Origin of the sequence: Labrys sp. WJW (assembly GCF_001676615.1) — a bacterium.
In the GTDB taxonomy this organism is placed as follows: domain Bacteria; phylum Pseudomonadota; class Alphaproteobacteria; order Rhizobiales; family Labraceae; genus Labrys; species Labrys sedimenti.
Genome location: NZ_LYXZ01000088.1, coordinates 1 through 22,771, shown reverse-complemented (window position 1 = coordinate 22,771; position 22,771 = coordinate 1). Strand labels below are relative to the sequence as shown.

The window sequence follows — 22,771 nt, the reverse complement described above, 5'->3', positions numbered from 1 at the left end:
GGACCAAGCCGGAAAACGGCCTTAACGGGCCGGGGTGCACACGGTCTCTCGCCCGCACCCATCCTGACACATTCCAACTACACAGGGTGCACGGGCATCTTGCCCGTTTTTCCTCGATCGCGAACACGGTGTTTCCAAGAACGGGCAAGATGCCCATGCACCCGGAAGAAACGCTCGCTGGGCAGCCCAGGCCGATGTGCTTCTTAACCCGAGTCCGTAGGCTCGGGTAACATGGCCCTGCGACATCACTTCCGATCACGAGACAGGGAGTTTGACGAAACGGGCTTGGGCAAAAGGCGTGGGCGCGCTAGAGCAAGGGCTTCGCCGCCGGAAGGTGGCGTTGACGCGTGAATGCCTGTTCTGGATGGGTCCATGGCCGATATTACCCTGCCTGCCGTGTTCGTGGCCGGCCTGTTCTCCTTCCTCTCGCCCTGCGTGCTGCCGCTGGTGCCGCCCTACCTGACCTTCCTGGCCGGCTCCACCCTGGATGAGATGACAGGGCAGACCATCGACAAGGGGGTCCGCCGTCGCGCGGTGATCTCGGCCCTGTGTTTCGTGGCGGGCCTGGCCACCATCTTCATCTCGCTCGGCGCCGGCGCCTCCTATCTGCTCGTCCTGCGCCGGGCGATGGCGAGTGGCCTCAGCGCCCTGGCCGAAAAGGGCATGCTGCCCGCCTCCTGGGCCAATTCGATCGATCCGTTCTATCTCCTGGCCGGCATCGTCATCATCGCCATGGGTCTGCATTTCCTTGGCGTCTTCCGCATTTCGCTGCTCTATCGCCAGGCTCGCTTGCAGGCCGGCGCCGGCTCCGGCCCCTGGGGAGCCTTCGTGATGGGGCTGGCCTTCGCCTTCGGCTGGACGCCCTGCATCGGGCCTGTCCTGGGCACGGTGATCGCCGTGGCCGGCAAGGACGGCAGTGTCAGCCAGGGGGTCACCCTGCTCGCCATCTATACGCTCGGCCTGGGACTGCCCTTCGTGGTCGCCGCCTTCGCCATGAACCCCTTCATGCGCTTCCTGCGGACCTTCCGGGCCCACCTCGGTACGGTGGAGAAGGCGATGGGCGGGTTGCTGGTGGTCGCCGGCGTTGCCTTCCTGACAGGCGGCATGGCTGATTTCGCCATCTGGCTACAGAACACCTTTCCGATCCTCAGCAAGCTTGGCTGACATCCGCGCATCCGGGAACATGTCCGCCCAGGACTGTCCGGGATTGCCGCCAGTCGCCCAGACAATAAAAAAAACCGCCCCGGTGGAACCGGGGCGGGTGATGCTTCACATCGCGCTGGAGGCAAGGACCTCAGGAGGGGTTCTGCTCAGCGGCGATCTTACCGTCTGTAGCCTTCTTCCAGGTGTAGATGGCGTAGGCCGGCTGTGCCAGGTCGCCCTTCTTGTCGTAGGAGATCTCGCCGATCACGGTCTGGAACTTCTTGCCCGAATGCATGACCTCGGCGATCTTCTGCGGATCGGCGGACTTGGCCTCTTCGGCCGCCTGCGCCAGCACCTGTACGCCGGCATAGGCCAGCAGGGTGAAGCCGGCCGGATCGGTGCCACCCTCGCGGAAGCGCTTCGCCAGGTCGGCATTCGCCGGGTAATCCTCGATCTTCGGCGCGAAGGTCATCAGCGTGCCGACCACGGCGTCACCGCCGATGGTGGCGAATTCCGGTGAGTTGAGGCCATCGGCGCCCATCATGATGGTCTTGCCGCCCTGGTCGCGCAGCTGCTTGAGGATCAGCGCGCCCTCGGTGTAGTAGCCGCCCCACAGCAGCACGTCGGCGCCGCTGGACTTCAGCTTGGTGACGAGACCGGAATAGTCCTTTTCACCAGCGTTGACGCCTTCATAAAGGACTTCCTTCACGCCGGCATCGTTGAGGTATTTCTTCGCGCCCTTGGCCAGGCCTTCGCCATAGGTCTGCTTGTCGTGCGCGATGGCGATCTTCTTGTCCTTGAAATGAGCCAGGACATAATCCGCCCACACCTTGGACTGCTGGTCGTCGCGCCCGCAGGTGCGGAAGGTGTTCCACAGTCCGCGATCGGTCAGCTTCTCGCTGGAGGCCGAGGGGGTGACGTTGATGATATTGTTGTCGGCATAGACATCCGAGGCAGCGATGGCACCGCCGGAGGTGACATGGCCGATGACCCAGGTTATGCCATCGCCCACGAATTTGTTGGCGACAGAGACGCTCTGCTTGGGATCGGCCTGGTCGTCGCCGACGCTGATCTCGATCTTCTGGCCGAGCACGCCGCCCTTGGCGTTGATGTCCTTCACCGCCATATCGGCGCCTGCCTTGGCCTGAAGGCCGTAGGAAGCAGCGGGGCCGGTCATCGGGCCACCCACGCCGAGCTTGATCTGCGCCTGCGCGCTGCTGCCCAAGGCGAGGCCCGCTGCGAGTACAGCGCCGGCCAATGAAAGTTTGTTCATGGGGTTCTTCCCTGTTGTACTGGGCGCAGACCGTTCTTTTCTGGACCGGTTCGGCTGTGCCCGATGACGCCATTGTCTAAATTTCCAGCGGCTTGTCACGGAAATTCAGGCGAATTCGCAAAGGGGAGGGCAGCCTCGCCATCTCCCCCTGCGTCATGTCCCATGTCGCGGCCCGATCCGAGCCGCGAATAGGAAGCCTCCAAAGAAATCGCCCCAGCGAACCGGGGCGATTGAGATATTACGAAGAATGAAGGCAGGTCACTTGTTCTGGAAGAAGTCGATCTTGCCGTCGGGACCCTTCTTCCAGGAGAAGATGACGTAGTCGATCTGCTTCATGTCGCCCTTGTCGTCATAGGAGACGTCGCCGATCACCGTCTTGAAGGCCTTGCCCGAATGCATCACCTCGGCCATCTTCTGCGGATCGGCCGATTTGGCTTCTTCCGCGGCCTGGGCCAGGACCTGCACGGCCGCATAGGCCTTCAGCGTATAGCCTTCCGGCGTGAAGCCGCTGTCCTTGAACTGCTTGACGATGGCGGCGTTGGACGGATCATCCTCGGCCTTGGGCGCGAAGGACATCTGGGTGCCGATCACGGCATCGCCGCCGATGGTGGCGAATTCAGAGGAAACCAGGCCGTCGCCGGAGACCATCACGGTCTGCATGCCCTGGTCGCGCAGCTGCTTGAGGATCAGGGCCGCTTCGGTGTAGAGGCCGCCATAGATCAGCACGTCGGCGCCAACCGCCTTGAGCTTGGTGACGATGGCCGAATAGTCCTTCTCGCCGGTGTTCACACCTTCGAACAGGACTTCCTTCATGCCGTCGGCAGCCATCAGCTTCTTGGCATTTTCGCCCAGGCCCTGGCCATAGGTGGTCTTGTCATGGACGATGGCGACCTTCTTGCCGGGATAGGTGGCCTTGACGTAGTCGACCCAGACCTTGGCCTGCTGGTCGTCACGGCCGCAGGTGCGGAACATGCCCCAGAGCTTGCGGTCGGTCACCTTCTCGTTGGTGGCGGCCGGGGTGATGGCGACGATGCCGTTGTCACCATAGACTTCGGAAGCGGGGATGGTCACGCCGGAGTTGTAGTGGCCCACCACCCAGGTCACGCCGTCGCCGACGAATTTGTTGGCGACCGAGACGCCCTGCTTGGGATCGGACTGATCGTCGCCGACCGTCGATTCCAGCTTCTGGCCGAGTACGCCGCCGGCTGCATTGATGTTCTTGATGGCGAGTTCCGCGCCCTGCTTGATCTGGGCTCCGGAGGCCGCACTCGGACCGGTGATCGGTGCGCCGATGCCGATCTTGATCTGCGCGAAGGCGGACGTGCTGAGCAGCAGGCCTGCCGCCAGCGCTGCGCCTGTCAACCAGACTTTTTTCATGTCGTTCTCCCAGTGGATTGGTGGAGCTTTCGGCTCCGGTCTGCGGATAGTCAGGACGTGAACGAGGCCGTCAGCCCAAGTTGCGCGTACAGCTCATCCGATTTCCTTGTTGCTTGTATTCGGTCATTCTGCGCTCGAGCGTGCACTCCAGCCGAGCGCTCCCGATCGCTGGAACATCCAGCCATATTTGCCGACCATCTGCTTGGCGAGCCGGATGCGATAGGACAAAAGGCCGATGAGCTGGATGATGATGAGGTCGACCACGAAATAATAGGGCGAGAACATGTTGCCCCCGAACGGCGCCTGATGGAGGAAGCGCACGCCCATGGTCAGCAGCACCAGATAGAAGAACAGGATCGGGTAGCGGCTCCAGGTCGAGGCGCTGGCCTTGCCGGTCATCCAGGCTGCCCAACCACCCATCAGCAGCGTGACAAGCACGAAGACGAAGGGGCTGTCCTCATAGAGGTAGGTTTCCATCTCAATGACCCCCTTCAAGATAGGCTGCGCGCACTTCGGGCCGGGCGAGCAGTTCCTTGCCGGTGCCGGACATGGTGATCTGGCCGTTGACCATGACATAACCTCGATGCGCCAGGCGCAGTGCATGGAAGGCGTTCTGCTCGACGAGAAAGACGGTCAGCTTCTCCGTCTCGTTGAGCACCCGGACCGCGTCGAAGATCTGCTTGACGATGAGCGGCGCCAGGCCGAGCGAGGGCTCGTCCAGCATCAGCAGGCGCGGCCGGCTCATCAGGGCACGGGCAATCGCCAGCATCTGCTGTTCGCCGCCCGAAAGCGTGCCGCCGCGCTGGCTGGCGCGCTCCTTCAGGCGCGGGAAGAGCGTGTACATGCGCTCGAGGTCTTCGGCGAAATGGGCACTGCCGTCGATCTCGGCCCCCATCTGCAGGTTCTCATAGACCGTCATGCGCTGGAAGATGCGCCGTCCCTCGGGGGACTGGGCGATGCGCAGCCGGGCAATCAGGTGCATCGGCATGTGGGTGATGTCTTGCCCGTCGAACGAGATCGAGCCGACACGGCACTTGGGCGAGCCGAAGACCGTCATCATCAAGGTCGACTTGCCGGCGCCATTGGCGCCGATGATGGTGACGATCTCACCCTGGTTGATGTCGACGTCGACACCTTTGAGAGCGTGGACCTGTCCGTAATAGGTGTGGACGCCGCGCACGGCCAGCAGGGGCGAGGACATGTTCAACTCTCCGTTTCCTCGTCGGTGCCGAGATAGGCGGCGATCACGGCAGGGTCGTTGCGGACCTGCTCGGGCGTGCCGTCCGAGATCTTGGTGCCGTAGTTGAGCACCACCACATGGTCCGAAATCTCCATGACCACGGACATGTCGTGCTCGATCAGGAGAAGAGAGGTATCGTGATCGCTGCGGATCGTGCGCAGCAGCTTGTTGAGATCGAGGCTTTCCCTCGGATTGAGGCCGGCGGCCGGCTCGTCCAGGCAAAGCAGGACCGGCTCCGTGCACATGGCGCGGGCGATCTCCAGGCGGCGCTGGTCGCCATAGGGCAGGCTGCCGGCCGGATCGTCGGCCCGTGCCATCAGGCCGGTCTTGTCGAGCCAGTATTTCGCCTTCTCGATCGCGGCCTTCTCGGCGTGGCTGTAGGTCGGCAGGCCGAGAATGCCGAAGACGGAGAAGCCCGACGCGCGCATCAGGTGGACATGCTGGGCGACCAGCAGGTTCTCCAGCACCGTCATGCCCGCGAAGAGGCGGATGTTCTGGAAGGTTCTGGCGACCTTCGCCTGGCGGGAGACCATGAAGTCGGGCATGCGCTCGAGCAAATAGAGCGTATCCTGGCCATGGCTTATTTTTTGCTGGGTGGTGGCGGTCAGGGCGTCGAATTCATCCCAGGCCGCCACCGAACCGTGGCGCAGGCCGATCCGGCCTTCCGTCGGCTTGTAGAAGCCGGTGATGCAGTTGAACACCGTCGTCTTGCCGGCGCCGTTGGGGCCGATCAGGGCGGTAATGTCGCCCCGGCCGCAATTGAAGGAAACGGCATTGACGGCGGTGAGGCCTCCGAACCGCATGGTCAGCTTCTCGACCTTGAGGATCGGATCGCCATGCCAATGCTGTTCGGGATGGGCGTGCGAGGCGAGGGCAGGGTCGATCATGTCGTTGTTCCCGGGCGCGCTCATCCGTGACCTTCCTGTACGAGGGCGCCGGAGACGATCTTGCGTTCTTTCAGATAGACGGTGGGGGCACGGTTGGAGATGAGGCCGCGCGGCTTCCACAGCATCATCGAGACCATCGCGAGGCCGAAGATCATGGGGCGATACTGGCTCGGATCGAAGTCGGGCCCGAAGATCCACTTCATGAAGGTGAGCTCGCGCAGGATCTCCGAACCGCCGACCAGCAGGATCGCGGCCACGACCACACCGAGGAGGCTGCCCGAACCGCCGAGCACGACGATGGCGAGCACCATCACCGATTCCTGGAACACGAAGCTCTCGGGATTGATGAAGCCCTGCTTGGCGGCGAAGAAGGCGCCGGCGAGACCGCCGAACAGGGCGCCGCTGGCGAAGGCCGCGAGCTTGGTGGTGGTGGTGTTGATGCCGAGCGAGCGGCAGGCGATCTCGTTCTCGCGCAGGGCTTCCCAGGCACGACCGACCGGCAGCCTGCGCATGCGGCTGGTGATGTAGGCCGTCATCACCGCGAGGATGAGGATGACATAGTAGAAGAAGATCTTGCCGTGGATCGGCGAGAAGGCGAGGTCGAAGGTCTTGGCAAAACCGTTCGGGCCGGCCGTGAAGGGGATGCCGAAGAAGGTGGGCGGCTTGATCGAGGTGATGCCGTCATTGCCGTGGGTGAAGGATTTCCAGTTCACCAGCACGCTGCGAATGATTTCGCCGAAGGCGAGCGTGACGAGGGCGAGATAGTCGCCCCGCAGGCGCAGCACGGGAAAGCCGAGGATGATGCCCCAGAGCGCGGCGAGGAACCCTGCGATCGGCAGGCATTCCCAGAAGGTCATGCCGTAATAGACCGACAGGAGCGCGTAGGAATAGGCGCCGACTGCGTAGAAGGCGACATAGCCCAGGTCGAGCAGGCCGGCCATGCCGACCACGATGTTCAAGCCCCAGCCCAGCATGATGTAGATCAGGATCTGGATGCCGTAGCTGTCGATCCACTTCAGCGAGCCCTTGTCGCCGAGGGCGCCCAGCATGACGAGGGGGAAGACGATCGCGAGCCCGGCTCCGAACCACATCACCCAGGGCGACATGCCGATCCGCGACATGGTCTGGGCGAATTTGGAGGGGGTCTTGTGTTCGGGGCGCCGGGGGCGCAGCAGCACGTACAGGCGGACCAGCACGATGATGCCGACGAGGACCGCTGTGGTGATCAGGCCACCGAAGCGTTTGCCGAAGGCGAAATCGGGGTTGAGGAAATTCAGGCGGAAGCTGTTGGTCGCCTGGTCCGAATAGGTCGTCAGCCCCACCACCGGCAGGAACATGCAGGTGGAGACCACGGCCCAGAAGATGAGATCCTTGAACAGCTCGGCCGAGGAAATGCGGGTGGTATCGGATTCGGCCATGATCACACCTTCTCCACTTCGGGGCGTCCCAACAGGCCTTGCGGCATGAAGATCAGCGTGATGGCGAGCACCGAGAACACGGCGACGTCGCGATAGGCGGCGACATCACCGTCGAAGGACCCTTCCCACAGTTTTTCGATCAGGCCGATCAGCATGCCGCCCAGCACGGCGCCGGGCAGGGACCCGATGCCGCCGAGCACTGCGGCGGTGAAGGCCTTGACCCCGGGCACGAAGCCGTCGCGGAAGTTCACGGAACCATAGAGCACCAGGAACATCAGGCCGGCGACGGCGGCTAGGGCCGCGCCCATGATGAAGGTGATGGAGATGGTGCGGTCGACGTCGACGCCCAGCAGGGCGGCCATCTTGCGGTCCTGTTCGCAGGCGCGCTGGGCTCGGCCGAGCGAGGTCCGGGAGACGATGTACCAAAAGATCGCCAGCAGCACGGCGGTGGTGACGAAGATCAGGATGGCCTTGAGCGAGAGCGAGGCATCCATGGCACGCCCGTCGGAGGTGACCTCCGACCAGATCTGGTATTTGGCGCTGAGGGCGGCGTCCACGGCGTGGGGGATCGCCTTGGACTCGGCGCCCTGGCTGACCTGCACGAAATTCGACAGGGCCATGGAGACGCCGATGGCGGAGATCAGGGGAGCGAGGCGGAAGGATCCACGCAGCGGGCGGTAGGCGATGCGCTCGATGGCCCAGTTCCAGATACTGGTGAGGACCATGCCGATTGCCATGACCACCAGCAAGGCCACGATGACCGACGAAAGTCCGAGCAAGGTGACCAGGATCACGAAACAGATGAACGCGATGATCGCGGAGAGCATGAACAGATCGCCGTGAGCGAAGTTCACCATGCCGATGATGCCGAACACCATCGTGTAACCTACGGCGATGAGACCATATAGCGATCCTACCGCCAGCCCGTTGATGAGCTGCTGTAAAAACTCTGCCATCGTCTACAAACTTTCCCCTCTGTCGACGCCGTCCTTGCTTCTCCTGGTCTCCCTTGGGCGGGATTTTTGCCTAAGAGACAGGCAGTCATTCGACGATTTCCTGTCATAGCAAGCGCTTTGCAAACTGACAATCACCGCGGTGGTCTTGAAGGCGAAGTTTCTGGAAATCACGAAATATTTATGCAGCCCGACGAATTTTTTAGCGTTGCCTGGCGTCAGAAACGCCAATTTTGCGCCAGTAACGCCCAAAAAACGATTTAGCGGCTGAATGGCTCCAGTCGTGCAAACGTGTAATGGCTGTTAGATTTCGTCTAGATCCACACAAAAATTTCGATCGCCATACTATCCTTCATCAGGGGAAAGAATGTTGCTGAATAATTGCGCACATGCTCCATAGATGAATGCGTCGGCGTCAAGCCGAGCAACAAAATATCAGGTTGGGAGTTGTCGCAATTGCGCGAGCGCCTCCTTTGTGTCCACGTCGAAGCTTGTGGCGCTCGAAGAGACGGGAATCTCGACCACCGCATCGCTGTTCGCCTTGAGAATCTGCCGGCCTCCGGCGTCGCCTTCGATGGCCTGCAATTCATCGAAGAATCGGCGTGCCCAGATCACCGGGTTGCCGCGCTGCCTCTCGGTGACGGGGAGCACGATGAGGGCGCCCTTGTCCGGCTCGAAGGCGGATATCAGCCGGTCGAGCAGGGCGGCATCCACCAGCGGCATGTCGCCAAGCGCGATCAGGGCAGCGTCGCTTTCGGCGGGGAGGGCCGCGATGCCGGCGCGCACGGAGGTGGAGAGGCCCTCGGCGAAGTTCGGATTGTGCACGAAGGAGACGGCCAGCCCCGCCAGGGCGGCGCGAACTTCGGCCTGCTGGTGACCGGTGACCACCGTGACGGAGCTTGCCTTGCTGGCAAGCGCCGCTTCCACGGCATGATGGACGAGCGGCTTGCCGGCATAGTCCTCCAAAAGCTTGTTCGCTCCTTCCATGCGTGTGGAGCGGCCGGCAGCCAGGACGATGGCCGCGACGTGAGGAGGGTTCTCGCCCGTCTTCCCGGCCGCTGCGCGCGGCTGGGGACGGCTGACGATCTCCATCAGCAGGCCGCCGACGCCAAGGCCGACGATATCGGCGCGCGTGACCGGCAGGCCGGCCAGCAGGCGGTGCAGGATCCAGTCGAAGCCGTTCTCCTTGGGCGAGCGTGCGCAGCCAGGCGCCCCCAGCACCGACATTGCGCCGGAACGCCCCAGCAGCAGCAGATTGCCGGGATCGACCGGCATGCCGAAATGTTCGACCGTGCCGCCCGATATTTCGATGGCCGCGGGGATGACGTCGCGCCGGTCGGCAATGGCCGAAGCGCCGAAGATGATGGTGAGATCGGCCTGAGCCGACTTGGCCCGGTCGAGCGCGAGCGCCAGCTCGCTCGCCTGGTGCGGAACCCTTTCATCGAGGACGAGCTTGGCCGCGGCCGGCGCCAGGCGCTCCTTCAGGACCTGAAGGGTACGGGCGATCACGCTTTCCTTGAGACCGGGAAGCACGGTGGAGATCGCAGCCACCTTGAGAGGGCGGAAGGGGGCGATCCGGATGATCGGGGCGCCCAGGCCGGCGAGGGCACGCTCGAAGGTCGGAGCCTCGACCGCGAAGGGGATGATCTTGACGGTTGCGATCATTTCGCCGGCCTTGACGGGATCGAAGGCGGGCAGGGTTGCGAAGGTGATGCTCTCGTCGATGGCATTCACCCGGTCGACGCCGTCACGGTCGATCACCAGCACGCCGGCCTGTTCGGCGAACAGATTGGCCCGGCCGGTGAACGGTTCGGCCACACGCACGCCTTCACCCCCCAACCTGGCGGCAATGCGCTCGGCGGCGATGTCCTCCCCGACGTCGCCGGGATCGAGCCTGGCGATGACGATGGATTCGACCCTTTCGCGACGCAGCGCTTCGATTTCGGCTGGCCCGATATGCGTGCCCTTCTTGAGGACGAGCCCACCCTTGCGGATCGAGTGAACGGCAACCCCGCCCAGGGCCTGGTCTATGGAAATTTCGCCGAAAAACATGGAAATACAGTCACTTACAACAGGGTTTTGGCAGAACGGGTGGCCTGGGCTGCTTCTCGCCGCTTTCCAGCCGGAGCGCGGCCGTGATCTCGGCCATGATCGAGACGGCGATCTCGGCCGGGCTGATGGCGCCGATATCGAGGCCGATAGGTGCATGGATACGCGCCAGCGCCGCCTCGTCGACCCCGGCCTCGCTCAGTCTTTCGATGCGGCGCGCATGCGTCCTGCGCGAGCCCAGCGCGCCCACATAGAAGCAATTGCGTTCGAGCGCATGCTGCAGGGCTCCGTCATCGATCTTGGGATCGTGGGTCAGTGCAACGAAGGCGGTGTAGCGATCGATGCCGAGGGGCGGCAAGGCGACATCAGGCCATTCGGCCAGCAATGTCACGCCGGGAAAGCGCTCGGGCGTGGCAAAGGCGGTGCGCGGATCGATGATGACAGGATCCTGGCCGACGAGACGGGCGAGGGGGACCAGGGCCTGGCTGATATGGACGGCGCCAATCATCACCAGGCGTACCGGCGGTACGTGGACGGTGACGAAATGGCGCCTGCCGTCCTGCTCGACCGTGGCGGAGCGCCCCTGCCGCAATTGCTGCGACAGCACGGAGGCGAGCGGATCGGCCGGGATTCCGCTTTCCTCGACCAGGCGTTCCTCGCCTGTGTCGAGATCGGTGACGAGGAGGACGGCCCTGCGGGCGGCCTTGGCCTGGTTGAGGGCCTGGAGGATGGCAAGTTTCATGAGGGAGCCTGCGGAAATGTTGCGGAAGACGGCGGCCTTCAGTCCAGTTTCTCGACATAGACCCGGATGGTGCCGCCGCAGGACAGGCCGACCCGCCAGGCGGTCTCGTCGGCGACGCCGAATTCAATCAGGCGCGGCTTGCCCTCTTGAATGACATCGAGTGCTTCGGTGACCACGGCGCCTTCGACGCAGCCGCCGGAAACGGAACCGAGAAAATTGCCGTCCTCGTCGATCACCAGGTTCGAGCCCGTCGGGCGCGGCGCCGAGCCCCAGGTTTCCACCACGGTGGCGATGGCGACGCCTTTGCCTTGTTCCCGCCACTGCTGGGCGCTGGCAAGGATGTCGGTGTCGGATGCGAAATTGCTGGTGGTATCACTCATCGAAATTGCTCCTTGAAACGGGGGGCGGCATGATCGCCGCGTTTATTCGGAATCTTGGAGTGTCAGCCTCCTGCTGACATCTTGAAAGCCAAGCACTCACCAGCAGATACGATGTCAGCCGGAGGCTGACACTCCAAAAGCGCCGTTGCCGATCCTTCTCAACCAGCGCGTTTTAACCAGCTCCTGGGGTCGGCGGCGGCATCGGCCCTGCGGTCGAGGGCTTTGACCAGGTCGCCCATGCTCCTGAGATTGTGAATGGTTCTGAATTCGTCAACATGCGGCAGCATGGCCTTGATGCCGGCCGCACGCGCTTCGAAGGCATCGAAGCGCAGCAAGGGATTGAGCCAGATCAGGCGACGGCACGAACGGTGCAGGCGGTCGAGTTCCTTAGCCAGGCCGGGATCGACCTGGCGCTCCAGTCCGTCGGTGATCAGCAGCACCGTGGCGCCCTGGCCGAGCACCCGGCGCGACCAGTCCTTGTTGAAACGCTCCAGGCAATGGGCGATGCGGGTGCCGCCGTCCCAATCCTTGACGGCGCGGGAAGCATGCTCGAGCGCCTCGTCGGGGTCTCGCGTCCGCAGTGAGCGCGTGATGTTGGTCAGCCGGGTGGCGAAGACGAAGGCGTGCACGCGCCGGCCTTTTTCCGAGATCGCGTGCAGGAAATGCAGGAACAGCCGGGAATAATCCGCCATCGAGCCGGATATGTCGCAAAGCGCCACGAGAGGCGGGTGCTTCTCGCCGGCCTGCCGATAGGCGATGGTGACGAGGTCGCCGCCGCTGCGCATGGCGGCCCTCAGCGTCCTTCTGAGGTCGATGACCTCGCTGCCCCCAGGCCTGAGGCGGCGCGTCGGCTGAATGTCGAAGGGCAGGCGCAATTGCGCCATTTCCTTCTTGGCCGCGGTGATTTCCTCCGCGGTCATCTGGGCGAAATCGCGCTCCTTGAGGATCTCGCGCTCCGACATGGTCAGGCGAGCGTCGAACTCGACCAGCGTCTTCTCCTCCACTTCGCGCGGCGGCTCCTTGTAGAAGGCGTCGTTGACGCGCTGCGCGCCGGCCTTGGGCTTGGGCGGCTCCTTCATCGCCACCGCCTGGGGGGACATCATGGCGATGAGCTTCTCGGTCAAAGCGCGCTGGCGCCAGAACAGCTCGAAGGCCTGGCGAAACAGCAGCGATTGCTCGTGCCGCGTGACGAAGACGCTATGCAACGTCCAGTAGAAATCCTGCTTGGCGCCGAGGCCCGCCATTTCTACCGCCCGGATGGCATCGAGCACGCTGGAGGGGCCGACCGGCAAGCCGGTGTCCCGCAGCAGACGGCCGAAATAGGCGATATTGTCGGCAAGCCTGCCGATGTCGGGCGGGGCTGCCTCGGGGGGCGGGATTTCAGGCATGGGCTGGCGCCCCGGCCTTGACGCTATCGATCAGCCTCTTGGCCTGGCTGCCGGAGAGGCGGGCAATGTCGTCCTGATATTTCAGGAGCACACCGAGCGTGTCGGAGACGAGGGCGGGATCGAGCGCCACGGCATCGAGTTCGGTCAGGGCCGTGGCCCAGTCCAGCATCTCGGCGACACCCGGGGACTTGAACAGATCCTCCCGGCGCAGCGCCTGCACGAAGCCGATCAGCTCGCGCGACAGCTTGGCCGGCACATGTGGCACCTTGCGGCGCAGGATCTCGAGTTCGTTCTCGGCGCTGGGATAGTCCACCCAGTGATAGAGGCAGCGTCGCTTGAGGGCGTCGTGGATCTCGCGGGTGCGATTGGAGGTGATGATGACGATGGGCGGCGCCTCCGCCTTGACCGTGCCGAATTCGGGAATGGTGACCTGGAAATCCGAAAGGACCTCCAGGAGATAGGCCTCGAACGCTTCGTCGGTACGGTCGAGCTCGTCGATCAGCAGGATCGGCGCGCCGCCGGCCTGGGGACGCACCGCTTCCAGGATCGGGCGGGCGATCAGGAAACGCTCGGAGAAGAGATCGGAGCCCAGGCTCGCGCGGTCGACGCTGCCGCCGGCCTCGGCCAGGCGGATCTCGATCATTTGCGCCATGGTGTTCCATTCATACACCGCCGAGGCGATGTCGAGGCCTTCATAGCATTGCAGGCGGATCAGGGGGCGGCCCAGCGTCGCGGAGAGCACTTTGGCGATCTCTGTCTTGCCAACGCCCGCTTCTCCCTCCAGGAAGAGCGGACGGCCCATGCGCAAGGCGAGGAACAACACGGTAGCGAGATCGCGTCCGGCCACGTAATCGGCCTTGGCGAGCAGGGTGGCGGTCTCGTCGATGGAAGCGGGAAGAGAGGCAGGCAAGGCGAACTCCTGAAATCTGCCGGCACTATAGGACGAGTCCCTGCCAAGCGGAATTTCTCGATAGGACCCGCGAATGGGCAATGTCGCAAAACTCTGTAAGTCTTTGAGGTTCTGCAGAGTTGTCCCGATCGGGCCCGATCAGAAAGGGGCGAGACCGGCGTCGACGAAGGCCTGGCGGTAATGGATGGCCGTGCCCGCATCGAAACAGCAGAACACGACGAGTGACGGGGGCGCCGACAGCAGCGGCAGGGTATCGATGACGGTGGCGACGGCAATCGTAGCCGCTTCGTCCGCTGGGTAGCGGTAGATCCCGGTGGAGATCGCCGGAAAGGCGATCGAGGCGATCGCATTGGCGGCGGCGACTTCGAGGCTGCGCCGATAGCAGGAGGCGAGCTTGCCGGCCTCTCCCTGGGCGCCGCCGTTGAAGACCGGGCCGACGGTGTGGATGACATGACGGGCCGGCAGGCGATATCCCGCGGTAATCTTGGCATCGCCGACCTTGCAACCGTTCAGCGTGCGGCACTCCGCCACCAGGTCCGGTCCGGCGGCACGATGGATGGCACCGTCCACGCCGCCGCCACCGAGCAGGGAGGTATTGGCGGCGTTGACGATGGCATCCACATCGAGGGTGGTGATGTTGGCGACAAGGACCGTCAAACGGGCCTTGGTCAAATCGGTAGAGAATTCGGCTTCGGGCATGGTTGCTGAAGATGCGGGCATGCGCGCGTTTCCGGTCTTGCGGGAGGCGGGAGCGCAAAGGAAGAGTGCGCTCCCGAAGGCCGGTCACTTCGCGGCTGCGACGGCCCGTTTGGTCAGCACGCCGATCAGGTGGGCACGGTAGTCGGCGCTGGCATGGATGTCGCCGTTGAGCCCCTTGGAGGACAGGCTCACCCCGTCGAGCGATTTGGCATGGAAGCGCGACGACAAGGCTTCCTCCGCCTTGGTATGGCGGAACACGCCGTCCGAGCCGGCACCGGTGACGGCGACGCGCACCGAACTTCCCTTCTTGGCCACGAACACGCCGACGAGAGCGTAGCGCGAAGCGGGATTGGGGAATTTCTGATAGGCCGCCTTGGCCGGGATGGGGAAGGAGATCTTGGTGATGATCTCGCCTTCCTCCAGCGCGGTGTCGAACAGGCCGGTGAAATATTCGTCGGCCGGTATCTTGCGCTTGTTGGTGATGATGGTGGCGTTGAGGGCGAGGGCCGCCGCCGGATAATCGGCCGCCGGATCGTTGTTGGCGAGCGAGCCGCCGATGGTGCCGCGCGAACGCACCGCCGGATCGCCGATCATGCCGGCGAGGGCGGCCAGCGCCGGGATCGCCTCGCCGACGGTGGCGCTGTCGGCCACTTCGCCATGCGGCGTGGTGGCGCCGATGATGAGGTTGCGGCCCTTCACCTCGATACCGCTGAGGCCCTCGATCTTGGTGAGGTCGATCAGGGTGGTGGGGCTGGCAAGGCGCTGCTTCATGGTCGGCAGCAAGGTGTGTCCGCCGGCGAGCAGTTTGGCGTCCTCCGCCTTGGCGAGGGCGGCGACGGCGCCGCGGACGGAGGTTGGGCGCTGATAGGTGAACGGATACATCAAGGTTCTCCTGATGGAGACGAAGGGGAAAGGCGGGCGGCCGAGCCGCCCGCCGGCACATCATTCTGCGGCTTTCCTGGCCTTGGCGGCGCGCTGTACGGCGTTCCACACCACCTGGGGCGACGCCGGCATGGCAATGTCTTCGAGGCCGATGGCGTCGGTGATGGCGTTCATCACCGCCGGTGGCGCTGCGATCGCACCGGCCTCGCCGCAACCCTTGATGCCGAGCGGGTTGGAGGGGCAGGTGGTCTTGGTCATGCCGACATTGAAGGAGGGCAGGTCGTCGGCGCGCGGCATGCAATAATCCATGAAGGAGGCGGTCAGGAGCTGGCCGTCCTTGTCGTAGACCGCGCCCTCGAGCAGGGCCTGGCCGACGCCCTGGGCGATGCCGCCATGCACCTGGCCTTCGACGATCATCGGATTGATCAGCTCGCCGAAATCGTCCACCGCCGTCCAGCGGGCGATGGTGGTGACGCCGGTATCGGGATCGATCTCGACTTCGCAGATGTGCACGCCCGCCGGGAAGGTGAAGTTGGTGGGATCGTAGAACGCGCCTTCCTTGAGGCCGGGCTCGAGGTCCTGGCCCGAGAATTTATGGGCGATATAGGCCTGCAGAGCTACCTCACCGAAAGCCAAGCCCTTGTCGGTACCGGCCACGGAGAAGCGCCCATCCTTGAACTCGATGTCGCCCTCGGACGCTTCCAGCACGTAGGAGGCGACCTTCTTGCCCTTGGCGATGACCTTGTCGACCGCCTTGACGATGGCCGACATGCCGACCGCGCCCGAGCGCGAGCCATAGGTGCCCATGCCGAACTGCACCTTGTCGGTATCGCCATGCACGACGGCGACCGAGTCGATGGGAATGCCGAGCCGGTCGGAGACCAGCTGCGCGAAGGTGGTCTCGTGGCCCTGGCCGTGGCTGTGCGAGCCGGTCAGCACCTCGACGGTGCCGATCGGATTGACGCGGATCTCAGCCGATTCCCACAGGCCGACGCCGGCGCCGAGGGAGCCCACCGCCTGGGAGGGTGCGATGCCGCAGGCCTCGATATAGGCCGAATAGCCCAGGCCCCTGAGCTTGCCGGCCCGCTCGGAAGCACGGCGGCGGGCGCCGAAGCCCTTGACGTCGTGCAGCTCCATCGCCTTGTCGAGCGAGGCGTTATAGTCGCCGGCGTCATAGGTCATGATCACCGGGGTCTGGTGTGGGAAGGACCGCACGAAGTTCTTCTTGCGGAACTTGGCCGGATCGAGGCCGAGTTCGCGTGCCGCCACTTCAACCAGACGTTCGACCACGAAGGTCGCTTCCGGCCGCCCGGCGCCGCGATAGGCGTCGACCGGGGCGGTGTTGGTGTAGACGCCGTCGACCTCGGCATAGATCGCCGGGATGTCATACTGCCCCGACAGCAGCGGCGCGTAGAGATAGGTCGGCACGCTGGAGGAGAAGGTCGAAAGGTAGGCGCCGAGATTGGCGATGGTATGGACCCTGAGGCCCGTGATCTTGTTGTTGGCGTCGATGGCGAGCTCGGCGCGGGTGACGTGATCGCGGCCATGCGCGTCGGCGAGGAAGGCCTCGGTACGGTCGCCCGTCCACTTCACCGGCCGGCCGATGCGCTTGGCGGCCCATACGCACACCGTCTCTTCGGCATAGATGAAGATCTTGGAGCCGAAGCCGCCGCCGACATCGGGGGCGATCACGCGCAGCTTGTGCTCGGGTGCGATGCCGATGAAGGCCGACAGCACCAGGCGGGCGACGTGCGGGTTCTGCGAGGTGGTGTAGAGCGTATAGGCTTCATTGCCGGCATCGTAGTCGCCGACGGCCGCGCGCGGCTCGATGGCGTTGGGCACCAGCCGGTTGTTGACGATGTCGAGCTTGGTGATGTGCTTTGCCGCCTTGAAGGCGGTGTCCGAGGCTGCCTTGTCGCCGAGATGCCACTGGAACACGGTGTTGTTGTCGGCCTCGGCATGGACCTGGGGCGCGTCCTTGGCCTGGGTCTTGGCAGTATCGACGCTGGCCGGCAGCGGCTCATAGGTGACGTTGATGGCCTCGGCACCGTCCTTGGCCTGCGCCAGGGTTTCGGCGAGCACCACGGCGACATGGTCGCCGACATAGCGAACCTTGCCCTGGGCCAGCGCCGGATGGGCGCCTGCCTTCATCGGCGAGCCGTCCTTGGAATGGATCATCCAGCCGCAGATCAAGCCGCCGATCTTGTCCTGCGCCAAATCCTCGCCGGTGAGGATCTCGATGACACCCGGCAGCTTGCGGGCCTCGCTGATGTCGATCGACGTGATCGCCGCATGGGCATGCGGCGAGCGCAGGAAATAGGCGTGGGCCTGGCCCGGGCGATTGATGTCGCCGGTATAATTGCCCTTGCCGGTGATGAAGCGGAAATCCTCTTTGCGGCGCACTGGTGCGCCGACGCCTGTGGCGTTCATGTCGTTCTCTCCCCCTGGAGCAAGGCGCGCTCGCCTGTGAACGCTTGCTGCTCCAATTCGCTGTTTCGACGCGTCTTGCGATCTGATGCGATTTCCGCGGATCGCAAAACGCTATGGGATTGGAATAATCCCCGGCAAACAAAGGCTTCGCCGAGAGTGTCGATGAAAAGCTCGAAATCCGGAGCGTCGGTCGAAGGCGCATTTGAGCGGCCGCTGACAGTCGGATGACGCAGTCCGGGAGAGAACGATTATTCGGCCGCCTGCAGCGCCTCGCCTTCGCTCATGGCCTTGGCGCCTGCCGCCACCGCCTTGACGATGTTGTGGTAGCCGGTGCAGCGGCAGATATTGCCTTCCAGCTCATGGCGGATGGTGGCCTCGTCGAGATCGCCGCCGAGCCGGTCGACCATGGCGACCGAGGTCATGATCATGCCGGGCGTGCAGAAGCCGCATTGCAGGCCGTGATTGTCGCGGAAGGCTTCCTGCATCGGATGGAGCTGGCCGTTATTGGCCAGGCCCTCGATGGTCGTCACCGAGCTGCCGCTGGCCTGGACGGCAAGGGTGGTGCAGGATTTGACGGCCTTGCCGTCAATATGCACAACGCAGGCACCGCATTGGCTGGTATCGCAGCCAACATGGGTACCGGTAAGCCTGAGGTGCTCGCGCAGAAATTCGACAAGCAAAGTACGTGGGTCAATATCAGCCGTAATTTCCCGTCCGTTGACGAGAAGCGAAACGGAAGCCATGGGGTCCTCCAACCGGTTCGCGATCTGTTGTCCCCTCTGTGTTCGCCACCATTCATTTGATGGTCTGAACGAAGGACTCTCATGAAGCAGATCGGAATAATTCTAGTCTGGACCCCCGTTTTTCGGTGGTCAAGTGACAAGCTTGAAAAGTTGAGGGTCGTTTTTGCGGGGTTTTTCGCGATTTTTTCGATTTTTCGAACAAAGGTGATGGAGCCCCCCTGCGACAAGACAGCACGAGCACACAGGTCTTGCGATGCAGCATGGAATGTTGTGCTGCACAGGGAACTATGCGGCAAAAGCACAACACCCATCCGCAAATGCCGCGCCCGGTTTGACGTCCGGCAGCACAATCATCTCGAAATTGTCGCAGAGTCCCACTATAAGCCCGGCAAGGATCCCACGAGTCAGCCCTATTTTGGAACCGCGTAACCCCAGAACATCCGAACTCCTTGCGGCGATTGCCTCGGCGGAAGGGGAGGAGCGCATTTATTTCGGCGACCTGACGGCCGCCATGCGCAACCGTGCCTTCGGTATTCTGTTCCTGCTGTTCGGCATTCCGAACTGCCTGCCGATGCCGCCGGGCATTCCGGTGATCTGCGGCATCATCGTTGCCCTGATCGCGGCCCAGATGGTGATGGGGCGTGACAATCTGTGGCTGCCGCAGTTCCTGGCCAAGCGCAGCTTTGCCCGCAAGGACCTGCAGCGCATCGTCACCAAGGCAGAGCCCTGGATCCAGTGGGTCGAGCGATTCGCCAAGCCGCGCCTGCATCTGTTCGCGGATGCGCGCTCCCGGCGGATCGTGGGCATCGTCGCGCTGGTGCTGGGCCTTGCCCTGCTGCTGCCCATCCCGATCATCGGCAACATCCCGCTCGGCATTCCCATCTGCATTCTCGGCCTCGGCCTGGTCGAGCGCGACGGCGCCGTCATCCTGGCCGGCTATATCGCCACCAGCGTCGGCCTGCTGATCACGGCCGGGCTCGGCTATCTCATCTTCCAGGGCGCCCTGGCGATCTTCTGAGGCACGCCAGCGGCAGGTCAGGCGGCCGTTCGGGCACGTCCTCTCGCTGCCTTGATGTCGCGAACCGGCGGCAAGCCGAACAACCGGCCATATTCGCGGGTGAATTGGGGAACGCTCTCATAGCCGACTGCGAATGCCGCCCCACTGGCGCCCATCCCCTCGGCCTGCATCAGCCGCCTGGCCTCGATCAGACGCAGCTGCTTTTGGAATTGCAGGGGAGAGAGAGAGGTTATCGACCTGAAATGCTGGTGGAATGAAGAGGGACTCATGCCGGCCGCCGCAGCCAGGCGCTCGACCGGCAAGGGCTGCATGAATTCGGCCCTCAACACCGCAACGGCACGCGCGATGCGCTGCGCGTGGCCATCCGGCCAGCCCAGCCGTCGGATTGCCGTCCCGTGACGGCCGGTCAGCAGCCAGTAATGCATCTCACGCACGAGTTGGGCTTGCAGCACCGGCACCGAAGCCGGTCGATCGAGCAAATGCATCAGCCGTAACGCCACATCGGCGACCTCGGCATCGGTTGGCTGGACGCGTACCGGGGCATGGTCGGCCCCGCCGGCGGCATGCATCTGCGCAGCCAGGTCGGCTATCACGCCGGCGTCGAGCTCCAGCACCAGCGACAGATAGGGAGCCATGGCACTGGCGCGGGTGATCTGGCTCACGGTCGGCACGTCCGCGGTGATCAGCAGGGAATCGCCAGCCGCGAAGTCGAAGGCCTGCATGCCCATGGTGACATGCTTGCTTCCCTGCAGCACAAGGCAGGCGAGGGGACGGGAGATGGCATGGACCAGGCCGCTGGGCGCCGTCGCCCGCACGGTGGTGAGACCCGGAATCGGGGTGGCTGCGATACCGTTCGAGCCGGCGTGGACTTGGGCATGGCGACGGATGGCTTCAAGCAGGGCGGTCATGGTGACAGCCTACGCGTTTCGCGCCCGTCCTGCATGTCTCTTGGAGGATTAGGCAAGAAACATCGAGATTCCAGCAACACCGAAGGCAGGTTTGGCCCGATACCGAGTGCCATCACACCAACGGAGTTTGCCCGATGACCAGGATTTCACTCGTAACCGGGGCCAGTCGCGGTCTTGGCCGCAGCACGGCCCTCAATATTGCCCGCCTTGGCGGCGATGTCATCCTCACCTATCGCAGCCGGAGCGAGGATGCCGAGGCGGTCGTCGCCGAAATCCAGGCCATGGGCCGGAAGGCGATCGCCCTTCAACTCGATACAGGTGACGTCACGGCCTTCGCCGCTTTCGTCGAAAGGGTGCGGGCAGCGCTGCACGACAACTGGTCGCGGGGGACATTCGATCATCTCGTGAACAATGCCGGCCATGGCGACTACGCCCTGATCGGCCAGACCACCGAGGCGCAGTTCGATGCCCTGGTCAACGTCCATTTCAAAGGCGTCTTCTTCCTCACCCAGGCCCTGCTGCCCCTGATGGCGGATGGCGGGCGCATCGTCAACCTATCCTCCGGCCTGACACGCATGTCCTATCCGGGCTATGCTGCCTATGCCGCGGCCAAGGGAGCCGTGGAGGTCTTGTCGACCTATCTGGCCAAGGAACTGGGCGAAAGGCGGATCGCGGTCAATACCGTGGCGCCGGGAGCGATCGAGACCGATTTCGGCGGTGGTGCCGTGCGCGACGATCCCAGCATCAACAAGATCTTTGCTCAGATGACCGCGCTTGGGCGAGCCGGAGTGGCCGAGGACGTCGGGCCGATGATCGCGAGCCTGTTGACGGACGCCAATCGCTGGGTCAACGCCCAGCGGATCGAGGTTTCGGGCGGTCAGGCCATCTGAGCCGCTCAATCGGCGAGACGGATGTCGTCGTCCAGGGTGATCGTCCCGGGCTGCTCGACGGTGCCGTAAATGCCGATCTGGTTGGTGAACTGGCGTGCGACCGTCTTCATGATCGCGGGCGTGCGCTGGGCCGTCTGCGGATCGAGGGTGATCATCACGCAGCGGTCGATCGGCCGGTCGGTGCGCAAGCGGACCTCCCGGTTGCCGATTGAGACCCGCTTGCCGAGCCAGTCCCGTTCCCAGGTCCCGGCATCCGCGGGCTCTATCAGGAGATTGATGCGGAAGCGCTGCAGGTCGATATCGCCGCCATGGGCCTGCGCCAGGCGGCCGGCCGTCGTCGTGCTCACCAGCGAGATGACGGCGCTGTCGAAATGGCCGCGGCCGAGCTGCATGAGATGCACGGGCTCACCGGCCGCTTCGCTCAATTCCCGGCATAGGGCAGGATCGTCAATGTCGTATTCGCCGCCTTTTGGCGAGACCACGGTGAGTGCCGAAGTCTTGGGATCCCCCGGGGTGAGGTAGCGGGCGCGATAGAGCAGCAGATCCGGCAGGTCCCGGCCGGTGAGGTAGGGAAAGCGGCCGCGGTCCTGCGTTTTCACGAAGGCATATTGCCGGTCGCCGGCCAGGCCGTTCCAGCGCAGCTCCGCCATGTCCAGGATGTCGCTGCCCATGGATTTGACCGGGAAACGCTGGATCCGGCGGATGATGCCGATCGAACCGTCCTTGCCCATGCCCATGCGCCTATCCGGGGTTGAAGGAGATCAGTGAATGGAGAGGCCGTGAGAATCCCATTGGGCGCGCGGTACGGCTTCTCCGACCCTGTACTCCAGCGATATCACCTTCATGCGATCGGGCGTCGCCTCGCAGGTAAAGGAATATTGGTACCAGATCCCGCCGCTGCGGAACGCACCGCCGTCACCCTTGAGCGTGTCGCCCGTCACATGGGGGTCGCCCAGCGCATAGGCGATCACACTGTCGGGTTTGTAGGGGCGCGATTCGTGACGCAGCCTTTCCATCAACTCGATGTCGCAGGCCTGCTGAAACCGATCGGCGGGGGCCAGCTTGGCGAGGCCGGCTTCGGTCCGTCCGGGCTTGGCGCTCTGGCGTGCTGAGGCGGGTGTCAGGGCAAGGGCGATCAGGGCGATCGAAAGCAGCGTCGATTTCATTCATCCAGTCCAGGCAGAAACGGGCGTGGGCCGGATCGCGTGAACGAGCGGCACAGCCCGGCATTGGCCATGATCCCCGCCACGCGCCGTGCGATCGGGCGGGAACCCGGAAAATCACGCGGCGTTTGGAAACGAGGAACCGGAACAACGGGCGTTTGACGACCACGCTCTTTTGTCCCGGGGGCGACAGCCCCGATGGCCGAGGCAGTCGTCTCCATGGCGAGTGGGAACGGCTCGGAACACCGTGGGGTTGACTTCAGCCCCACGGTGTTCCG

Annotated in this window: 22 protein-coding genes; 3 read left to right on the top strand and 19 right to left on the bottom strand. The window is 63.9% G+C overall.

Annotated features, from left to right (window positions below):
* Positions 1–372: 372 nt before the first annotated feature.
* The gene (locus tag BA190_RS33965) at positions 373–1,164 is read left to right on the top strand and encodes a cytochrome c biogenesis CcdA family protein (RefSeq protein WP_068299305.1); all 792 of its coding nucleotides are present in this window, start codon (positions 373–375) and stop codon (positions 1,162–1,164) included.
* Between the two features lie 130 nt (positions 1,165–1,294).
* On the opposite strand, the gene BA190_RS33960 is transcribed toward BA190_RS33965, so the two are convergent.
* The 16 genes from BA190_RS33960 to BA190_RS33885 all read right to left on the bottom strand — a co-directional run bounded on the left by BA190_RS33960 (position 1,295) and on the right by BA190_RS33885 (position 18,514).
* Positions 1,295–2,416 carry a branched-chain amino acid ABC transporter substrate-binding protein gene (locus BA190_RS33960; RefSeq protein ID WP_068299302.1) on the bottom strand — a complete coding sequence of 374 codons (1,122 nt, stop codon included), beginning with the start codon at positions 2,414–2,416 and terminating at the stop codon, positions 1,295–1,297.
* 258 nt (positions 2,417–2,674) lie between these two features.
* Entirely contained in the window at positions 2,675–3,793 is a 1,119-nt protein-coding gene (locus BA190_RS33955) for a branched-chain amino acid ABC transporter substrate-binding protein (protein ID WP_068299299.1), read from the bottom strand.
* Between the two features lie 123 nt (positions 3,794–3,916).
* Positions 3,917–4,270: a DUF6867 family protein gene (locus BA190_RS33950; protein ID WP_068299296.1), complete on the bottom strand. Its 354-nt coding sequence runs from the start codon at positions 4,268–4,270 to the stop codon at positions 3,917–3,919.
* 1 nt (position 4,271) lies between these two features.
* On the bottom strand, positions 4,272–4,994 hold the full coding sequence (locus tag BA190_RS33945; protein ID WP_068299293.1) for an ABC transporter ATP-binding protein: 723 nt from the start codon (positions 4,992–4,994) through the stop codon (positions 4,272–4,274).
* Positions 4,995–4,996: 2 nt separating this feature from the next.
* Complete coding sequence (locus tag BA190_RS33940) at positions 4,997–5,920, bottom strand: ABC transporter ATP-binding protein (protein ID WP_068299315.1); 924 nt, start codon at positions 5,918–5,920, stop codon at positions 4,997–4,999.
* 20 nt (positions 5,921–5,940) lie between these two features.
* Positions 5,941–7,338 (bottom strand): high-affinity branched-chain amino acid ABC transporter permease LivM, encoded by a 1,398-nt coding sequence (livM, locus tag BA190_RS33935; protein ID WP_068299290.1) that lies wholly within the window; start codon positions 7,336–7,338, stop codon positions 5,941–5,943.
* Between the two features lie 2 nt (positions 7,339–7,340).
* Complete coding sequence (locus BA190_RS33930; protein WP_068299287.1) at positions 7,341–8,294, bottom strand: branched-chain amino acid ABC transporter permease; 954 nt, start codon at positions 8,292–8,294, stop codon at positions 7,341–7,343.
* A 432-nt stretch (positions 8,295–8,726) separates the two neighbouring features.
* Positions 8,727–10,343: an NTP transferase domain-containing protein gene (locus tag BA190_RS33925; RefSeq protein WP_068299285.1), complete on the bottom strand. Its 1,617-nt coding sequence runs from the start codon at positions 10,341–10,343 to the stop codon at positions 8,727–8,729.
* A gap of 10 nt (positions 10,344–10,353) precedes the next feature.
* Complete coding sequence (locus BA190_RS33920) at positions 10,354–11,082, bottom strand: XdhC family protein (protein WP_068299282.1); 729 nt, start codon at positions 11,080–11,082, stop codon at positions 10,354–10,356.
* Positions 11,083–11,120: 38 nt separating this feature from the next.
* Positions 11,121–11,462: an XdhC family protein gene (locus BA190_RS33915; protein WP_068299280.1), complete on the bottom strand. Its 342-nt coding sequence runs from the start codon at positions 11,460–11,462 to the stop codon at positions 11,121–11,123.
* Between the two features lie 158 nt (positions 11,463–11,620).
* On the bottom strand, positions 11,621–12,850 hold the full coding sequence (locus tag BA190_RS33910) for a VWA domain-containing protein (protein ID WP_068299278.1): 1,230 nt from the start codon (positions 12,848–12,850) through the stop codon (positions 11,621–11,623).
* Positions 12,843–13,760 (bottom strand): MoxR family ATPase, encoded by a 918-nt coding sequence (locus tag BA190_RS33905; protein WP_068299275.1) that lies wholly within the window; start codon positions 13,758–13,760, stop codon positions 12,843–12,845. Before BA190_RS33905 ends, BA190_RS33910 begins: the two co-directional genes overlap by 8 nt.
* A 138-nt stretch (positions 13,761–13,898) precedes the next feature.
* Positions 13,899–14,480, bottom strand: coding sequence for an O-acetyl-ADP-ribose deacetylase (locus BA190_RS33900; RefSeq protein ID WP_371260455.1), 582 nt, complete (start codon positions 14,478–14,480; stop codon positions 13,899–13,901).
* Positions 14,481–14,543: 63 nt separating this feature from the next.
* Entirely contained in the window at positions 14,544–15,341 is a 798-nt protein-coding gene (locus tag BA190_RS33895; RefSeq protein ID WP_068299272.1) for a xanthine dehydrogenase family protein subunit M, read from the bottom strand.
* 60 nt (positions 15,342–15,401) lie between these two features.
* A complete protein-coding gene (locus BA190_RS33890; protein WP_068299269.1) occupies positions 15,402–17,771 on the bottom strand; it encodes a xanthine dehydrogenase family protein molybdopterin-binding subunit in 2,370 nt (789 codons plus the stop codon).
* Positions 17,772–18,019: 248 nt separating this feature from the next.
* The gene (locus BA190_RS33885) at positions 18,020–18,514 is read right to left on the bottom strand and encodes a (2Fe-2S)-binding protein (protein WP_068299266.1); all 495 of its coding nucleotides are present in this window, start codon (positions 18,512–18,514) and stop codon (positions 18,020–18,022) included.
* A 415-nt stretch (positions 18,515–18,929) separates the two neighbouring features.
* On the opposite strand from BA190_RS33885, the gene BA190_RS33880 reads away from it, so the two are divergent.
* Positions 18,930–19,532 (top strand): exopolysaccharide biosynthesis protein, encoded by a 603-nt coding sequence (locus tag BA190_RS33880; RefSeq protein WP_105862748.1) that lies wholly within the window; start codon positions 18,930–18,932, stop codon positions 19,530–19,532.
* A 17-nt stretch (positions 19,533–19,549) separates the two neighbouring features.
* On the opposite strand, the gene BA190_RS33875 is transcribed toward BA190_RS33880, so the two are convergent.
* Positions 19,550–20,440 carry an AraC family transcriptional regulator gene (locus BA190_RS33875; protein WP_068299263.1) on the bottom strand — a complete coding sequence of 297 codons (891 nt, stop codon included), beginning with the start codon at positions 20,438–20,440 and terminating at the stop codon, positions 19,550–19,552.
* A gap of 134 nt (positions 20,441–20,574) precedes the next feature.
* Here BA190_RS33875 and BA190_RS33870 point away from each other — a divergent pair, with 134 nt between their 5' ends.
* Positions 20,575–21,330: an SDR family NAD(P)-dependent oxidoreductase gene (locus BA190_RS33870; RefSeq protein WP_068299260.1), complete on the top strand. Its 756-nt coding sequence runs from the start codon at positions 20,575–20,577 to the stop codon at positions 21,328–21,330.
* A gap of 5 nt (positions 21,331–21,335) precedes the next feature.
* Here BA190_RS33870 and BA190_RS33865 read toward each other — a convergent pair whose 3' ends face one another.
* Both BA190_RS33865 and BA190_RS33860 read right to left on the bottom strand, forming a co-directional pair.
* On the bottom strand, positions 21,336–22,067 hold the full coding sequence (locus tag BA190_RS33865) for an MOSC domain-containing protein (RefSeq protein ID WP_082980253.1): 732 nt from the start codon (positions 22,065–22,067) through the stop codon (positions 21,336–21,338).
* A gap of 24 nt (positions 22,068–22,091) precedes the next feature.
* Positions 22,092–22,496 carry a DUF930 domain-containing protein gene (locus BA190_RS33860; protein ID WP_068299257.1) on the bottom strand — a complete coding sequence of 135 codons (405 nt, stop codon included), beginning with the start codon at positions 22,494–22,496 and terminating at the stop codon, positions 22,092–22,094.
* Positions 22,497–22,771 lie beyond the last annotated feature (275 nt).

What these genes read in the sequence shown, in the direction of transcription:
- BA190_RS33965 (WP_068299305.1), top strand. Translation starts at nt 373, where the DNA reads ATGGCCGATATTACCCTGCCTGCCGTGTTCGTGGCCGGCCTGTTCTCC.
- BA190_RS33960 (WP_068299302.1), bottom strand. Translation starts at nt 2,416, where the DNA reads ATGAACAAACTTTCATTGGCCGGCGCTGTACTCGCAGCGGGCCTCGCC.
- BA190_RS33955 (WP_068299299.1), bottom strand. Translation starts at nt 3,793, where the DNA reads ATGAAAAAAGTCTGGTTGACAGGCGCAGCGCTGGCGGCAGGCCTGCTG.
- BA190_RS33950 (WP_068299296.1), bottom strand. Translation starts at nt 4,270, where the DNA reads ATGGAAACCTACCTCTATGAGGACAGCCCCTTCGTCTTCGTGCTTGTC.
- BA190_RS33945 (WP_068299293.1), bottom strand. Translation starts at nt 4,994, where the DNA reads ATGTCCTCGCCCCTGCTGGCCGTGCGCGGCGTCCACACCTATTACGGA.
- BA190_RS33940 (WP_068299315.1), bottom strand. Translation starts at nt 5,920, where the DNA reads ATGATCGACCCTGCCCTCGCCTCGCACGCCCATCCCGAACAGCATTGG.
- livM (WP_068299290.1), bottom strand. Translation starts at nt 7,338, where the DNA reads ATGGCCGAATCCGATACCACCCGCATTTCCTCGGCCGAGCTGTTCAAG.
- BA190_RS33930 (WP_068299287.1), bottom strand. Translation starts at nt 8,294, where the DNA reads ATGGCAGAGTTTTTACAGCAGCTCATCAACGGGCTGGCGGTAGGATCG.
- BA190_RS33925 (WP_068299285.1), bottom strand. Translation starts at nt 10,343, where the DNA reads ATGTTTTTCGGCGAAATTTCCATAGACCAGGCCCTGGGCGGGGTTGCC.
- BA190_RS33920 (WP_068299282.1), bottom strand. Translation starts at nt 11,082, where the DNA reads ATGAAACTTGCCATCCTCCAGGCCCTCAACCAGGCCAAGGCCGCCCGC.
- BA190_RS33915 (WP_068299280.1), bottom strand. Translation starts at nt 11,462, where the DNA reads ATGAGTGATACCACCAGCAATTTCGCATCCGACACCGACATCCTTGCC.
- BA190_RS33910 (WP_068299278.1), bottom strand. Translation starts at nt 12,850, where the DNA reads ATGCCTGAAATCCCGCCCCCCGAGGCAGCCCCGCCCGACATCGGCAGG.
- BA190_RS33900 (WP_371260455.1), bottom strand. Translation starts at nt 14,480, where the DNA reads ATGCCCGCATCTTCAGCAACCATGCCCGAAGCCGAATTCTCTACCGAT.
- BA190_RS33895 (WP_068299272.1), bottom strand. Translation starts at nt 15,341, where the DNA reads ATGTATCCGTTCACCTATCAGCGCCCAACCTCCGTCCGCGGCGCCGTC.
- BA190_RS33890 (WP_068299269.1), bottom strand. Translation starts at nt 17,771, where the DNA reads ATGAACGCCACAGGCGTCGGCGCACCAGTGCGCCGCAAAGAGGATTTC.
- BA190_RS33885 (WP_068299266.1), bottom strand. Translation starts at nt 18,514, where the DNA reads ATGGCTTCCGTTTCGCTTCTCGTCAACGGACGGGAAATTACGGCTGAT.
- BA190_RS33875 (WP_068299263.1), bottom strand. Translation starts at nt 20,440, where the DNA reads ATGACCGCCCTGCTTGAAGCCATCCGTCGCCATGCCCAAGTCCACGCC.
- BA190_RS33870 (WP_068299260.1), top strand. Translation starts at nt 20,575, where the DNA reads ATGACCAGGATTTCACTCGTAACCGGGGCCAGTCGCGGTCTTGGCCGC.
- BA190_RS33865 (WP_082980253.1), bottom strand. Translation starts at nt 22,067, where the DNA reads ATGGGCATGGGCAAGGACGGTTCGATCGGCATCATCCGCCGGATCCAG.
- BA190_RS33860 (WP_068299257.1), bottom strand. Translation starts at nt 22,496, where the DNA reads ATGAAATCGACGCTGCTTTCGATCGCCCTGATCGCCCTTGCCCTGACA.